We start from the raw sequence: 16,993 nt of genomic DNA, 5'->3' as shown, positions 1-16,993 counted from the left end.
TAACCTTTATTTTTAAATAACCGTTCCTTTTAACGTAAGTATTTTTGGAGTTGTTTCAGCACTTGTTGTTACGGTAACTGTTTTTGTAAAAGCACCTTTGTTTGCTGCATTATAAGTTGCTGTTACTTTTGCAGATTTACCAGGTAAAATTGGTTCTTTTGTATAGTCTGTTGCTGTACAACCGCATGAACCTTGAACTTGTGTAATTACAACGGCAGTTTTTCCTGTGTTTTTAAATTCATAAACGATTGCTTTTGGAGTTCCCTGTGGAATTTCTCCAACATCGATTGATTCTGCTTTCCAAACAATTGTCGAAGCTGTTTCAGTAATTTTTGTTTCAGTTACTAAAGATTTTACTGGAGCAATTGCTGAAAAAGACATTAGGCTTAAAGCCAAAACCAGCATAGAAATTTTGATGATTTTCATAGTTAAATATATTAATGGTTTATAGTTCGATTTTTACATTACAAAGATATTTCAGACAAAAAGAAATCGCTGTTAAGCGGTTTCAAATGTTTGTTAATGACTTGTTAATCGCTGTTTTTAACTATATTTTTGATTAATATTACACTCTCAAAAGTCTGTTTTCTTGAAAATTAATAAACTCAATAGTATTATCGTTCTAGGTTTGGTCGCCATAATTAGCATTTTGGTGGCGCAATTGCTTTGGACAAAAGAAGCTTTTACGATAGAGCAGAAAAAGCTGAGTCAAAAAGCTCATATTGCTCTTCTTGAAGTGGCTAAAAAACTGTATGAAGGAACTAGTCACGAACTTCCGGCGCAAAGCCCTGTGCAGAAAATTTCAAATGATTATTATATTGTAAATGTCGACAATGAATTTGAACCTGATATTTTAGAATTTTATCTAAAAACAGAATTCAAAAAAATGAACATTACGACAGATTTTGAATATGCGATGTACAATTGCCAGAGTGATGAAATGATTTACGGCGATTATATTTCTTTATCGAAAAAAAAATCAGAATGTAAAAAGACGGTTTATTTCCCGAAGCATAAAAATTTAGTCTATTATTTTGCGGTTCGTTTTCCTAATGAAACGACTTATTTATTTAGTTCGATGCGTTTTTGGTTTGTGCTTTCGATTATGTTGATTTTGATTTTATTGATTTACGTTTATTCGATTTTTACGCTTTTACAGCAAAAAAAATATTCTGAATTGCAACGTGATTTTATCAATAATATGACGCATGAATTTAAAACGCCTTTGTCTTCTATTTTAATTGCATCCAAATATTTAAGCGAACAAAATCCTATTAAGGATGATAAAAAACTGCATACTTATACGGAGATTATTATTAATCAAAGTAACAAGCTGAATCATCATATTGAGAAGATTTTAAATATTGCAAAATCAGATTATGCGCCTTTAGAATTAAAAAAAGAACCTGTTTTAATTGTTCCAATTATTGAAGAAGCAATTGAAAATATTCAGTTAAAATATCCTGAGGCCATTATTACTATTGAAAGTCCTTCTAAGGAGTATTTATTAGAAACAGATATTTTTCATTTTGGCAATCTGATTTACAATCTTTTAGATAATGCAGTAAAATATTGCAATAAAAAGCCTGAAATTACGATTAGAATTTATGAGGATAATTCAATTTTAAAATTAGAGTTTGTTGATAACGGAATTGGGATTTCTATTAAAAAATTATCTTATATATTTGATAAATTTTATCGCATTCAAAACGAAAAGAGTAATGAAGTAAATGGTTTTGGATTGGGATTATATTACGTAAAAGAAATTTGCAGTTTGCAAAACTGGAAAATAAAAGCTGAAAATAATACTGAAAACGGGGTTACTATAACTTTGTCAATTCCTTATAAAAAATGAAAAATTTCAAGATACTTTATACCGAAGATGATGAAACACTGGCGTTTTTGACCAAAGATAATTTGGAACAAAACAATTATGAAGTGGTTCATTGTACGAATGGAAAATCTGGTTTGGAAACTTTCAAAGATGAAGATTTTGACATTTGTATTTTTGATATTATGATGCCCAAAATGGATGGTTTTGAACTGGCTGAAGAAGTTCGTAAAATTGATACAGATGTTCCTATCATTTTTCTTTCGGCTAAAACTTTAAAAGAAGACCGAATAAAAGGGCTTCGTCTTGGTGCCGATGATTATTTGGTAAAACCTTTCAGTATTGAGGAATTAATCCTGAAAATTGAAGTTTTTCTGAAACGTTCTCAAAAGAATAATAAAGTCGAAAAATCGGTTTACGAGATTGGTAAATATCAATTTGATACCAAAAATTTTATTCTTTTTAATGAAGAAGAAAAAGTGGGACTTACGCAGCGTGAAGCCGAATTGCTTAAACTGTTTCTTGACAATAAAAATTTAGTTTTAAAAAGAGAGCAAATATTAACTGCACTTTGGGGAACTGATGATTATTTTATGGGAAGAAGTCTTGATGTTTTTATTTCGCGCCTGCGTAAAATTTTATCAAACGAAAAAGGCATTTCGATAGAAAATCTTCACGGAATTGGGTTTAGGTTTTCAATAGCGTAATTGTAAAGTGTATTCTTGCAAATAATCACAATTCTGTTAAAAATAAAGAATAATCTGTAAATAGATTTTGAAAAATCTTTGTATTTTTAAGTTCTAATTTTCCAGATATGAAAATACATCATTTGCGAAATGCCACATTGGTTATTGAGACAGAAAAGCATGTTATTCTTGTAGATCCGATGTTAGGAAAGAGAAAAACAATTGCTCCTTTTACTATTTTTCGTTACAATCCAAAACGCAATCCTCTAGTGGCCCTGCCTAAAAACAGCAGGGAAATTTTGAGCAATGTTACGCATTGCTTAATTACGCATTTACACCCGGATCATATCGATAAGGCCGGAGAAGTATTTTTAAGACGAAAAAGCGTACCTGTAATCTGCAATGCTAAAGATGAAAAAACTCTTTTACAAAGAGGTCTTAATATTGTGCAGACTTTAAATTATTGGGAACCTCAGCCTTTTTTAGATGGAAGAATTATTGGAATTCCTGCTCTTCATGGTTACGGCTGGATTGCAAAATTGATGGGAAATGTAATGGGGTTTTACATTGAACTTGCAAACGAAAAATCGGTTTATATAAGTTCTGATACTATTTTTACAGATGATGTACAAAAAGCATTAATCGAACTCAAACCTGATATTGCAACGGTGGCCTGCGGAACTGCCAGACTGGATATTGGACAGCCTTTGCTAATGCGAATGAATGATATTTTGAAGTTTACCGCTCTTGCACCAGGAAAAGTTTTTGCCAATCATCTTGAAGCTTTAAATCACTGCCCAACTACTCGTGACGAATTAAAAAAAGCATTGACGGAGAATAATCTTTTGTCTAAAGTTGCTATTCCGAGTGACGGAACTAGTGTAGATTATTGATATTAAAAACGTTACACTTTTTCTGCAAAATAGTTTCATTTCAATATTCCTCATTCCTTATTAATACTATATTTGGTTTTCAAATTAAATGAAAAACAAATGGATAATTTTTTAAGGAAAATAAACTTAGTTAAAGATATTACAATACAATTACCCGTTTCAAAAATAGATTTTACTGAAAAATTCAGAAATAATGTTGATGAATCTGATCTGAGTTTTGTGCCTTTTGAAGTTTTTCAATCAAGCAAAAATGAATACAAAGGAAATATTGACGGCAGTGCATTTGAATTAAAAAAAAGAAGACGATTATTTGACACTAATTATTCATTTGCTGAAGTGACTGGAAGTTTAATTGAGAAAAATGACAATTTAGTTATTGATGCTGAAATTTTAGGTTTCAAAAAAAGAATGATTATCATTTTTGCATTTATAGTTTTATTCTATCTCATAATTTTTACAGCAATGTTATTAGGCGGCGATACTATTTCTTTTATTTTTTTGCCTTTTTTACTTTTTCACATGGCAATTATGCTGGGTATTCCTTACTTGGTAATTAGAAGAAGTGTAAACAGAATGGCTTATGATTTAGAAAGAGATTTTCATTATTGGGTAACAAAAAATTAATTCATTTTTTTATAAAACCAATAAACCAAATTCCCTTAAAGTATTGATTGGTTTTGAATACCAAAATAATTCAAAATCTTCTAATGAAGTTTCGAAATCATTTTTGACTTCCTGAAAAGTATAATTTTTAGTATTCGAAATTGATATTTTTGTTAAAATATCAATTAACCATTCGCCTTCTTCTTTACTGGTTTGAATAGTAAAACTTTCTTTTTTATCATGAAAAGTTAAAGACATCATTTCCCAGCTTCTTCCTTTTTTTGATTTTGTAAAGATTTCTGCCGAAGGTTTTCCGCCAAGCCAAACTACTTTTGCATTCGGTTTTGTGTTGAAATCGTTTTGTTCTTCGAGTGCATTAAAAATGAAATCAGGATGGATTTTTGTTTTCGGAATCTTGAAATCGAACCAATCTTGCAATTCGTAGTCAAAACAAATTCCGTGCATGAAATTGAAAAGCGATTTCTTTAATCCAAAGCTGAATTTATCGTGATTGATTCCTGTTGAATCTGTATACTCTATATCGTTATTGGCAAAAGTTCCAATTAGTTCTGTTTTTTTGGTAACGCCAAATTGCTCTGGATATAACCCAACCGGACTATGAGCCGTCAATGCAAACTGATGCCAAAATCCTGATTGTAAAACTCCCGCTTCAAATAACTGACGAACCATTTCAAGACTGTCAATCGTTTCCTGAATGGTTTGTGTTGGATATCCGTACATTAAATACGCGTGAACCATAATTCCTGCTTCGGTAAAATTTCGGGTTACTTTTGCAACTTGTTCTACCGTTACACCTTTGTCGATTAATTTTAATAATCGATCTGAAGCTACTTCTAAACCACCGGAAACGGCAATACAGCCAGAAGCTTTTAATAACAAACATAAGTCTTTAGAAAAGCTTTTTTCAAATCGAATATTTGTCCACCAGGTTACTGCCAGTTTTCGTTTTAAAATTTCAAGAGCCAATGCACGCATTAAAGCGGGCGGCGCAGCTTCATCAACAAAATGAAAACCGTTTTGACCTGTTTGTAAAATCAATTCTTCCATTCGATCGCAAAGCAAACTTGCCGCAACAGGTTCGTAAACTTTTATATAATCAAGTGAAATATCACAGAAAGTACATTTTCCCCAATAGCAGCCGTGAGCCATGGTTAGTTTATTCCAGCGTCCGTCGCTCCACATTCTATGCATTGGATTTACAATTTCAATAACTGAAATGTATTTATCCAATTGTAAATCAGAGTAATCCGGAGTTCCTACGTAAGCTTGCTTGTAGTCATGTTTTAGTGAGTTATTTTTGTAGACAACTTCCCCATTTTCTAATAAAAATGTTCTTTTATAAGAATTGGAATTTGGATTTTCTAAATTGAATATTAATTCTTCGATTGGAACTTCTCCATCATCCAAAGTAATAAAATCAAAAAACTCAAAAACGCGTTTATCCGAAAGGGAACGCAGTTCTGTATTTGGGAAACCTCCTCCCATTGAAATTTTAATTTCGGGATGATTTTGTTTTACCCATTGTGCACAACGAAAGGCACTGTATAAATTTCCGGGAAAGGGAACTGAAATTAAAAACAATGTAGGTTTTACAGCTTCAATCTTTTCTTTTAAAAGTGAAATTAAAATCGAATCGATATAAGTTGGATGTTGCTGTAAAGCACTGTATAATTCATCAAAAGAATTGGCGCTTCGGCCTAAACGTTCGGCATATCGGCTAAAGCCAAAATTTTCATCTACACATTCTACAATATAATCCGAAATATCTTCAAGATACAAAGTCGCCAAATGTTTTGCTTTATCCTGAGTCCCCATTGTTCCGAAAGCCCAATCAAGTTCTTCTAATTGTACAAAACGAGAAGCTTCTGGTAGAAAATCTTCCTGACAAATCTGCAAAGCTAATGTTGGATTTTTCCCTTGCAAAAACTGAATCACAGGATCAATAGTTTTGATATATTCATCCTGCAAAGCAAAAATACGCTTTGAATTGTCTGAGATTTCGTTTCCAACAACCTGAAACTTGAAACTCGAAACCTGAAACAAATCAAAAAGTCCTTTCTTCGAAAACAATTCTAAAATAACATCAATACCCAAATCTGCCTGAACCGATTCGATATTTTTTGTATTCAGAAAACCTTTTATATACGCCGTTGCCGGATACGGAGTATTCAGCTGTGTAAATGGCGGTGTAATTACAAAAAGTTTCGTTTTCAAAAGAATTTATTTTTTGCAAAAATACGGGATATTTAGAGACTTTTTAGGAAAAGATTTTAATGGTTTACGTTTTTATTTTTTGATTTTGTATTGTAGATATTTAATTACATTTGCCTTAGCCAAATTATTCAAATGAAACATAAATTACTCTTTATCTTTTTATTATTTTCTTTATTTTGTAATGCTCAGGAAAACTGTAATAATGGTCTTGATGACGACGGTGACGGAAAAATAGATTTGAATGACAGTGATTGTATTTGTAATAAAACAACTTCTATCTTAGCTAATCCTTCTTTTGAAGAAAAAACAAATTGCCCGTATAATTTAAACGATTTAAGTGCGGTAACTTCATGGGTAAAAGGGACCCAGCCTTCTCCTGATTATATGAATTGTGAAAAACAAAATGCTATTTACAATAAACAACTTCAAAATTTTCCTGATGGTGACGGAATAATCAGGGCTGAGTATAAAAATAGCAGAAAAGAATACCTCGCAACTAAATTACAAACCCCTTTAATTGCAGGAACAAAATATCAGTTAAAATTAAATATCGCTACGTTAACTAGTATCTACATAGATGAAAGTAATAATAAAGAATTTGATTTTAATTACTTAGAACCTGTTAATATTACCCTTTTTGGATCCAATAATCGTGATAATTTACCATTGTATACCAATTCAAGTCCAGATGCTTTTGATCCGAGCTGGATTGAAATTGGGCATGTAACATATCAACCTCAATCTGTATGGGGAGAAATCACCATGACTTTTACTCCAAGTGTAAACATAAATTCAATAATGCTGGGGCCTCCTTCAGGAAAATTACCTCCATTATTTGATACGTTAGAGACCCTTTCATTTCTTTATGACAATTTAATTTTGAACACTTCCGAAAATTTTGGGGTAACTATTAATGAAACGGGTTCCTTTTGCAATGGTAATTTACAACTAACGGCTAACATAACTAAAAACCTAAACTCAAATACCACTTATCAATGGTATAAAGATGGAATTGCTATAAATGGAGCAACAAATAAAACTAATTCCATATCATCAATCCCATCTAATATTGGAGCGTATTCAGTTAAAATAACGAATGGAAATACTTGCTTCGTTAGTTCAAATTTCACAATAAACAATTCACTTTTAAGTCCTGAAACGACTGTTGTTCAACCTAACTGCAATAATATAAAAGGAAACATAACTGTTAAAGAAACAGGACTAAATTATAGCTTTGACAATGGTAAATCATGGCAGACTGATCCTATTTTTATTTCAACTAGTCCAGGAAAATATTACGTTAAAACTAAATCTACAGCTGGATGTATTTCAGCACCCTCTATTGTTACAATAATTGATCCGGTACTGCTGGACAGACCTTCATTTTCAATTGTACAGCCAACATGTAATACCAAAGGCAGTATCACTATTACAACTCCCGGATCTCAATATAGTTTTGATGATGGATTAACCTGGAGTACGAATCCTGCTAAAGGAAATTTACCAGAAGGAGATTACAACATTAAAGTTAAAAATAATTTAGGTTGTGAATCTTATTCGCAAAATGTATTGCTCTTTATTCCTCATTTAGATTATCCTAAATATACCTTTACAGTCCCTAGTTGTAGTTCAGGAGGGAGTATAACTATTACAACACCTGCAAATGAATATAGTTTTGACAATGGAGTCACATGGACAACAAATCCAACTGCAACAAATCTGCCTTCAGGTTATTACTATATAAAAATTAAGACCCAAAATGGCTGTGAATCCAATACACCTCTTGAATATATTTATTTGAAAAAGTTTTACGCCCCTTTTCCGAAAGTAAGATCCGTTAATCCTTCTTGCGCAAACTTGGGCTCAATTACTATTTTAACCGCTGCAGAACAGTATAGTTTTGACAATGGCATAACATGGACCACAAATCCTAAAGCCGTAAATCTGGAATCTGGAACTTATATAGTAAAAACAAAAAATGAGTTTGGCTGTGAAACTGAACCATTATATATTTTCCTTAAACCTTATTTTCTGCCAAATCCTACTTTCTCACTTGTTCAATCTACCTGTAGCACTAACGGAAGTATCACAATTACAACTCCTGCAGCTGAATATAGTTTTGATCGCGGTTTAACCTGGACTACGAATCCAACAGCAACAATTCCTACTGTTTTTACAGATTTTTTTATTTCTATAAAAAATGAGTTTGGCTGTATATCAGATCCTCAATATGTATATATGTATCCTGAAATTTATACTGAAGACACTAGATATATAATAAACAAGCAAGTAACGTGTGATTCAGGTGCCAGTATAACTATTACATCACCAGGTGAAGAATATAGTTTTGATGATGGTCAAACCTGGTCTACAAACCCAACAGCTGTAAATTTAAAAGCTAGTGATTATTATTTAAAAACAAGAAACAGTAATGGATGCATGACTTATCAAACAAGGGTTTCTATTTATGATCATTATTTAGATTTTCCAGCTTATTTGGTTACTCAGCCTGACTGTAATAATAATGGGACTATTACAATTACAACTACTGCTTCTTTTTATAGTTTTGATGGTGGTGCAACATGGGGAACAAATCCAAAAAAATCTAATCTGGAAGAAGGTAATTACGAAATTGTAATAAAAAATGCAGAGGGCTGTATTAGTATTCCTTTTAACGTTCATATTAATTCTGTTTTCTTTGAACCTCCATATTTCAATATTACACAACCAAATGTTTGCGATAATAATGCAACTGGCAGCATTACAATTACAACTCCAGCTTCCTTTTATAGTTTTAATGATGGCGCAACATGGACTACAAATCCAACTGCGACAAATTTACCTGTAGATTCTGAATATCGGATAAGAATAAAAAACAGTAACGGATGCATCTCCGAAAGTATTTATGTAAATTTTATACCTTTTGCATTAAAAGACGCAGAATACACTTACACAGATCCAACTTGTAACAAAGGAGGAAGTATTACTATTACAACTCCGGCTCCTTTTTACAGCTTTGATGGCGGACAAACTTGGGGAACTAACCCCACAGCTATAAATTTACCACCGGGTTTTTACTATCCAAAAATAAAAAATGAATCTGGCTGTATTTCACCAACTTATTATAGTGTAAATTTTAAAGAGCCAAAATTAAACTTTCCAGACATACGCATAACCCAGCCTAAATGTGGATCACCAGGAAGTATTATAGTTGATACTCCAGCGGCACAATATAGTTTTGATGGCGGAAGAACATGGAGTAATTCAAATAAAGTTTTAAATATTCCGGCATCAATTTATTCGAGTAATTACTATATTATAACAAAAGACGAAACGGGTTGCGAGTCTTATCAAGTCGTTGCTCCTATTTACCCAATATTTATAGAAACACCCGAATATACAACTACAAAACCAACATGTGAGAAAGGGGGAAGTATTTCTATTGATCCAATTGGTGATGAATATAGTTTTGACAATGGAATGACTTGGACTAAGAACCCAATTTCTACTGATTTAGACGAAGGGATTTATTATATAATATTAAAAAATGCATTAGGATGTCAGTCTTATCCGCAAGCTGTCAATATATCACGATTTTATCTTGATGAACCTTCAATTACCTTAACCCAGCCTAATTGCGAATCTTTAGGAAATATTAAATTTACTTCACCCGCATCAGAATACAGTATCGATAATGGTGAAAACTGGAGTTCAAATCCTGATTTTTCCAATTTAAAAGCTGGTGATTATTATTTAATAATAAAATCAGTATTGGGATGTGAATCCAGCCCTAAATTTCTTTCTCTTAAAGATCCTAATCCTGCTCCTCAACCACCAGGTATTTTAGTTTCGCAGCCAAGCAGTTGTACCGCTGCAAAAGGAATTATAACAATATCAGCAAATGCTTATCAATATAGCTTTGATAATGGGGCAAACTGGGTAACAAATAACAAATTAACGGGCTTAAATCCCGGAAATTATTTTGTTAGAATAAAAAATAGTGCTACAGGATGTCCTTCTACTGCTATTAAAGTAATAATCGATCCTCCATTAGATGCCATAACGAATCCCGTTTATACAGTTTCCCAGCCCACAAGTTGTACAAATCCCTTGGGAAGCATTACAATAACAACTCCTGCTCCAAAATATAGTTTTGATAACGGAATAAGCTGGAAAACAAATGCAGTTTCTGGTAATTTAGCTATTGGAACATATAAAATTAAGATTCAAAACTCGGCTGGATGTATATCTGATCCGGTTACTGTTCAGATAAATGCACCTGCAGATTATCCTTTTCCACCTTCATATAACAGTATTCAGCCAAACTGTAATAATAGTAAGGGAAAAATAAATATTCTTTCTAGTGCATCAGAATATAGTTTTGATAATGGTATAACGTGGACTAACAATGCGACGTCAGGATATTTAGAGCCGGGTGAATATTATCTAAAAATTAAAAATTCAAGTGGTTGTATTTCTGAATCTACAAAAGCAACTATAGTGCCTTTTATTAATTCTTTACCGGTACCGGAAATTTTAAATTCCCTACAAACTTTCTGTGTTGACAAAAATGCTACAGTAAACGATATCCAAATTACAGGACAAAATATAAAATGGTACAGTAACCTAACAGGAGGAACACTTGTGCCTACAACAACTGTAGCTCAGGATAAAGCAACATATTATGCTTCACAAACTATAAACGGATGTGAAAGTGAAAGAGTTCCTGTTACAATTAATATTCAGGTTACTTTTCCTCCAACAGGAAATATAAATCAACCATTTTGTTCAGGACAAAATCCAACTATTGCAGATCTTCAGGTTACGGGAACTGCAATAAAATGGTACGATTCTTTAAACAATGGTTCTTTATTAACCAAAACTACAAATCTTGTTGATGGACAAACTTATTATGCTTCACAGACAGAAAATAGCTGTGAAAGTCAAAGACTTGGAATTACTGTTTCAATAGTAAATACGCCTTCTGCACCAGTATTAAATGGAAATACAGAATTTTGCAAAAAAGAAAATGCAACTTTAAGTAATATTCAAATGTCAGGACAAAATATAAAATGGTACGATACTAATTTCTCTGCAGCTAGTTTACCAAACACCACTTTATTAGAAGATAACAGAACATACTATGCTTCACAGACAATTGGATGTGAAGGTGACAGAACTCCTGTTTTAGTTAAAGTTTATGATACTCCACTGCCAACTGGAAATAATAGCCAGCCATTTTGTATTGATGAGATTGCAACAATCGCAGATATTTCGATTACAGGAACAACTGTTAAGTGGTATGATGCTGCAATAAATGGAAACATTTTATCTGACACAGATTTATTACATGATGGTATTTATTATGCAACCCAAACACTAAATAATTGCGAAAGTAAAAGATTTGCTGTTACCGTAAAAGTACAAGACACCCAAAATCCAATAGCTGATTCGCCACAAACATTTTGCATTCAAAAAAATGCATCAATTAAAGATATTGATATTACAGGGCAAAATATAAAATGGTACGAAAGTAGTTCTTCAAACATGTCATTATCAGAATCTACATCTCTTGAAAATGGAGTTATTTATTACGCTTCGCAAACCATAAATAATTGCGAAAGTGACAGAATTCCAGTTTCGATAACTATTCTTGAGGCAACAATTGGCGATTGTATAAATTTTGTTGATGAATTGCCTTTTCCAAAATTCTTTACGCCAAATAATGACAACTTCAATGATCATTGGACAATTGATTCGGCTTATTTAGCACCAAACACAGTAATTAGGATATTTGATCGTTATGGAAAATTAATAAAAGAATTAGTTCCAAATGCTTCTTGGGATGGAACTTATCTTGGTCACCAAGAACCAGCTTCAGATTATTGGTTTACTGTTACAAGATTAAACGGAACAGAATTTAGAGGACATTTTAGTTTAAAAAGATAATTTCAAATAAAAGGCGCAGATTAAACTAGACTGCACCTTTTTTTATTTCAAGAAATTTAGAATTCTATTATTTAAAATTTATGTTCCTCCTTGCTAATTACCAAAAATGAAACTAAGGAAATAACTGCGGCAATTGTTAAATACAAACCAACATAGCTCACACTATAAGTAGACGCTAACCAAATTGCGATCATAGGTGCAAAAGCTGCACCAAGAATTCCTGCTAGATTAAAAGTCAAAGACGCGCCAGAATAACGGACATTTGTTGGAAACAACTCCGACAGAAAAGTTCCTAAAGGTCCATAAGTAAATCCCATTAAAGCCATTCCGATACAGGCAAAAGTGGTAACTAAAACAATATTTCCAGAACTTAAAAAGTAAGAAAAGAAAAACCCGAAAATTGCAATAGCTGCTGTAGCTATGATAAGCATTTTACGTCGGCCAATTTTATCTGCAACTACAGCCGAAACCGGAATAAAAATAGCAAAAAACAATACCGAAAACAATTGTATCAATAATCCATTTCTTTTAACAATTCCTAAGTCTGAAGTTGCCCAGCTTAATGTAAAAACAGTCATCAAATAAAAAACTAAAAATGTTGTGATGGCTGCAAACGTTCCAAAAATCAATTGGTTTTTATATGATTTCACAATTGTTAAAAAAGGAACTTTAACTTCTTCCTGTTCTTTTTTAGAATTTTCGAAAGATGGGGTTTCTGTAATTTTTGTTCGGATATAAAACCCAACAACAACCAATAATGAACTGGCAATAAACGGAATTCTCCAGCCATAATCCATAAAATCTTCATTGCTCATGGAATCGGTTAACAATAAAAAAGTTCCGCCAGAAAGCAGTAATCCTATTGGAGCGCCCAGTTGTGGGAACATTCCGTACCAGGCACGTTTATTTGGCGGTGCATTTTCTATCGCTAATAAAACAGCACCTCCCCATTCGCCGCCTAAACCAACGCCTTGTCCAAATCGGCATAACATTAATAATAACGGAGCCGCAACACCAATACTGGCATAACTTGGCAAAAATCCTATTGTTACCGTTGAAATACCCATCGTTAATAAAGCGGCAACTAAAGTAAATTTTCGTCCAATTTTATCTCCATAATGTCCAAAGAAGGCAGAACCTAGCGGACGTGATAAAAAGGCGATTGAAAAAGTTGCTAAAGATTCCAGAGTCGCCATTGTCGAATCTGAACCAGGAAAAAATAATTGAGGAAAAACCAATACTGCAGCATTGGCATAAATATAAAAGTCAAAAAATTCAATTGTGGTGCCAATTAGGCTTCCAAAAAGAACATGTTTAAGTGAGTTCTTCTTTTTAGGGTTTGTTTCCATGCAAAATCAGGTATATCTTTTTTTGTTTACAAAAATATAGTTTCGTTATTAATATTTCACATTTAAGACAATTAGTTTCAGAACACTTCTGTGTTTTTAACAAATTTCATGTATTTAGCATTTTAAACAATGTTTAATTTACTCAAATTTAAAAACCTGATTATAGGAACTTTAAAACAAAAAATAAAAATCAATCTTAAGCAATAGTTAAAACCGCTTTTAACTCTATATTTTCATTAAATTTACAACTGTCAAAAATAAATTTAAAATTATGCCTACCGACTGTATCAGCTATCAAACATCTAGATATTTCTCTAAATTGATACAAGATTATTTAGATCAGAAATCAGAATTAAAACCGCTGTACAACAATTTTCCAACATTAGAGAATTTCGAAAAACAGATTGCCGAAAAAGCAGACAACTTTGATAACAGTAACCGAATTCCTTTGGTTACAACTTTAAAAAAGCAATATCAAAGCATCGAAATTTCTGACTCAACAAAACAAAACATTGAGCTTTTAGCACTCGAAAATACTTTTACAATTACAACCGGACATCAGTTAAATTTATTTAGCGGGCCATTGTATTTCTTATATAAAATCATTTCGACCATCAATCTTACTAAGGAATTAAAATCGAAATATCCGTCGTACAATTTTGTTCCAATTTATTGGATGGCGACAGAAGATCATGATTTTGAAGAAATCAACTATTTTAATTTTAAAGGAAAAAAATTTAGATGGAACAAAGAAAGTAACGGACCAGTTGGACGGCTTTCAACGGAAGGTTTAGATGAATTCTTTGAAATTTATTCTCTGGAATTAGGCTCAAGCACAAACGCCAATACTTTAAAAAAGCTTTTTGAAGATGCTTATTTAAAACACGATAATCTGGCAGATGCAACCCGATTTTTAGCTAACAGTTTATTTGCTAATTATGGTTTAGTAATTATAGATGCTGACGATGCCGATTTAAAACGTGTTTTTATCCCGTATGCAAAAGAAGAACTAGAAAAACAGACTTCATACAAAGCGGTTCAGAAAACAATTGAGCAATTAAAAGAATATACGGTTCAGGTAAATCCGCGGGAGATTAATTTATTTTATATTGAAGATAATCTACGTGAAAGAATCGTTTTTGAAGAAGGTAAGTACTTTGTAAACAACACAAAAATTTCATTTTCTAAAGAACAAATTCTTTCAGAATTAGAAAATCATCCTGAAAAATTCAGTCCAAATGTTATCATGCGTCCACTTTATCAGGAAATTATTCTTCCGAATCTATGCTACATTGGCGGAGGCGGAGAAATTGCTTATTGGCTGGAATTAAAATCTTTTTTTGATGCCGTAAAAATTACTTTTCCAATGATTTTGGTTCGTAACTCTGTTCTTTTGGCAACCGAAAAACAAGAAAAAAAAGCAGATCAATTAAACTTAAGCTGGGCGGCTCTTTTTACCAAACAAGAAAATTTAATAAATGTGATTACTCACAAAATTTCTGCATTTCCAATTGATTTAACGCCTCAAAAAGAAATATTGAAAACCCAATTTCAATATCTTTACGAATTAGCAAATCAAACCGATAAATCTTTTTCTGGAGCTGTAAAAGCACAGGAAGTGAAACAGACAAAAGGTCTTGAAAATTTAGAAAAGCGTTTATTGAAAGCACAAAAAAGAAAACTTAACAATCAATTGCAGCGTGTAGTAGATCTACAATGCGAACTATTCCCAAATAATAGTTTACAGGAACGTCAAAGTAATTTTTCAGAATTTTATCTGGAAAAAGGCGAGCAATTAGTTCCGCTTTTATTGCAAAAACTGAAACCTTTAGAAATGAATTTTAATATCATAACAATTTAAAATAGTTTGTCACAAATTACACGAATTATCACGAATTATTTTTTTCTTGTAAAGAATAGAAATTAGTTTAAATTCGAGAAATTCGTGGCAAAAAATAAGTAGTAATTCTTGAGAACCAAATAACCACCTTCTTCTCGAAATTATTGCCTCTCTAAACCAAATAGAAAAATTTATAAAAACAAAAAAATTAACCTATTTACCAAAACTATGACCAGAGAGCGCTTGATTTCATTGGATGTCTTTAGAGGACTCACTATTTTATTGATGACAATTGTAAACAACCCCGGAGATTGGGGCCATGTTTTCCCGCCATTATTACACGCCGAATGGCATGGCTGCACCCCGACCGATTTAGTATTTCCGCTTTTCGTTTTTATAATGGGAGTTGCCGTTCCGCTTGCAATGCCTGATAAATTTTATGACGGCACAACATTCAACAAAATTTTAGTTCGCTCTTTGCGAATGCTTTGTTTGGGGATTTTCTTCAACTTTTTTGGAAAAATCCAATTATTCGGACTTGAAGGAATTCCGCTTTTAATTGGCCGACTTGCTATTACTATTGGGGTTGGTTATGCTTTAATGGGAAATTTTAGTTCAAAAGTCAAAAATATTTTAGCATTTTCAATTCTGATAATTTATCTATTTCTTGCTTACAGCGGTATCGAAGCCTACAGCAGTGTGCGACTTCCGGGAGTTTTACAACGAATTGCAATTGTTTATTTTGTAGTTTCTCTTTTGTATTTAAAAACATCTCAAAAAACGCAGATCATAACCGGAATCGTTTTGTTATTAGGATATTGGGCAATCATGGCTTTAATTCCTGTTCCCGGAATTGGCGACGCAAATCTCGAAAAAGGAACAAACTTAGCATCTTGGCTGGATAGCGTTTTATTAAAAGGACATATGTATCGCGGAACTGTAACCTGGGATCCAGAAGGAATTTTAAGTACACTTCCGTCAATTGTAAACGGAATTATTGGTTTATTGATTGGTCTATTATTACAACAAAACTTTCCAAAAACTAAAAAAGCGCAAAAAATGGCAATTGCCGGAGTCGCTTTGATTATTGCTGGTTTACTTTGGAACATTGTTTTCCCAATAAATAAATCACTTTGGACAAGCAGTTATGTTTTATATACTACCGGATTAGCCACAACATTTTTAGCTATTTTATATTATATAATTGATATTGCCGATTATAAAAAAGGATTCAAACCATTCTTAATTTGGGGTGTAAACCCAATGATCGTTTTCTTTACCTCGCAGATAATTCCGCAGGCATTAGTAATGATTGAATTTCAAAATCCACATAAAACCGGAGAAAAAATTAATTTATTAAATTATTTATATAGCTTTTGGATTGCACCGTTTTTCAATAATCCTATGATGGCTTCATTAGCTGGAGCATTAGTTTACGTTTGTATCTGGACATTTATTTTATGGATATTCTACAGAAACAAATTAATATTCAAAGTATAAATTTAATTAACCATATATGTAGAGACGCACTGCTGTGCGTCTCTTTTCATTTAATCCTACTTTGTGTTGATGCACTGCAGTGCATCTCTACTATAACTTATATGGTT

The 16,993-nt window shown here is 32.4% G+C and carries 10 protein-coding genes; 7 read left to right on the top strand and 3 right to left on the bottom strand.

The window, feature by feature from the left end:
* Positions 1-12 precede the first annotated feature (12 nt).
* Entirely contained in the window at positions 13-426 is a 414-nt protein-coding gene (locus BUE10_RS09200; RefSeq protein WP_073484451.1) for a DUF1573 domain-containing protein, read from the bottom strand.
* A 163-nt stretch (positions 427-589) separates the two neighbouring features.
* On the opposite strand from BUE10_RS09200, the gene BUE10_RS09195 reads away from it, so the two are divergent.
* The 4 genes from BUE10_RS09195 to BUE10_RS09180 all read left to right on the top strand — a co-directional run bounded on the left by BUE10_RS09195 (position 590) and on the right by BUE10_RS09180 (position 4,034).
* Entirely contained in the window at positions 590-1,855 is a 1,266-nt protein-coding gene (locus BUE10_RS09195) for a sensor histidine kinase (RefSeq protein WP_073484448.1), read from the top strand.
* Entirely contained in the window at positions 1,852-2,538 is a 687-nt protein-coding gene (locus BUE10_RS09190) for a response regulator transcription factor (RefSeq protein WP_073484444.1), read from the top strand. The genes BUE10_RS09195 and BUE10_RS09190 overlap by 4 nt, the downstream gene beginning before the upstream one ends.
* A 107-nt stretch (positions 2,539-2,645) precedes the next feature.
* Complete coding sequence (locus BUE10_RS09185; protein ID WP_073484440.1) at positions 2,646-3,410, top strand: MBL fold metallo-hydrolase; 765 nt, start codon at positions 2,646-2,648, stop codon at positions 3,408-3,410.
* A gap of 99 nt (positions 3,411-3,509) precedes the next feature.
* On the top strand, positions 3,510-4,034 hold the full coding sequence (locus tag BUE10_RS09180; RefSeq protein WP_073484437.1) for a hypothetical protein: 525 nt from the start codon (positions 3,510-3,512) through the stop codon (positions 4,032-4,034).
* Between the two features lie 9 nt (positions 4,035-4,043).
* Here the strand turns inward: BUE10_RS09180 and BUE10_RS09175 are convergent, their stop codons facing one another.
* On the bottom strand, positions 4,044-6,248 hold the full coding sequence (locus BUE10_RS09175) for a B12-binding domain-containing radical SAM protein (protein WP_073484434.1): 2,205 nt from the start codon (positions 6,246-6,248) through the stop codon (positions 4,044-4,046).
* Positions 6,249-6,380: 132 nt separating this feature from the next.
* Between BUE10_RS09175 and BUE10_RS09170 the strand changes: the two genes are divergently transcribed.
* Positions 6,381-12,197 carry an Ig-like domain-containing protein gene (locus BUE10_RS09170; protein ID WP_073484431.1) on the top strand — a complete coding sequence of 1,939 codons (5,817 nt, stop codon included), beginning with the start codon at positions 6,381-6,383 and terminating at the stop codon, positions 12,195-12,197.
* A gap of 71 nt (positions 12,198-12,268) precedes the next feature.
* On the opposite strand, the gene BUE10_RS09165 is transcribed toward BUE10_RS09170, so the two are convergent.
* Positions 12,269-13,546 carry an MFS transporter gene (locus tag BUE10_RS09165; protein ID WP_073484428.1) on the bottom strand — a complete coding sequence of 426 codons (1,278 nt, stop codon included), beginning with the start codon at positions 13,544-13,546 and terminating at the stop codon, positions 12,269-12,271.
* Positions 13,547-13,817: 271 nt separating this feature from the next.
* Between BUE10_RS09165 and bshC the strand changes: the two genes are divergently transcribed.
* Entirely contained in the window at positions 13,818-15,407 is a 1,590-nt protein-coding gene (gene bshC / locus BUE10_RS09160; protein ID WP_073484425.1) for a bacillithiol biosynthesis cysteine-adding enzyme BshC, read from the top strand.
* Positions 15,408-15,614: 207 nt separating this feature from the next.
* Positions 15,615-16,886, top strand: coding sequence for an acyltransferase family protein (locus tag BUE10_RS09155; RefSeq protein ID WP_073484422.1), 1,272 nt, complete (start codon positions 15,615-15,617; stop codon positions 16,884-16,886).
* The last annotated feature ends 107 nt before the right edge of the window (positions 16,887-16,993 follow it).

The sequence above is a fragment of the Flavobacterium sp. CF108 genome, assembly GCF_900129795.1.
Lineage (GTDB): Bacteria > Bacteroidota > Bacteroidia > Flavobacteriales > Flavobacteriaceae > Flavobacterium.
Note: the sequence above shows the minus strand (reverse complement) of the source record. Positions and strands in the feature narration are given on the sequence as shown.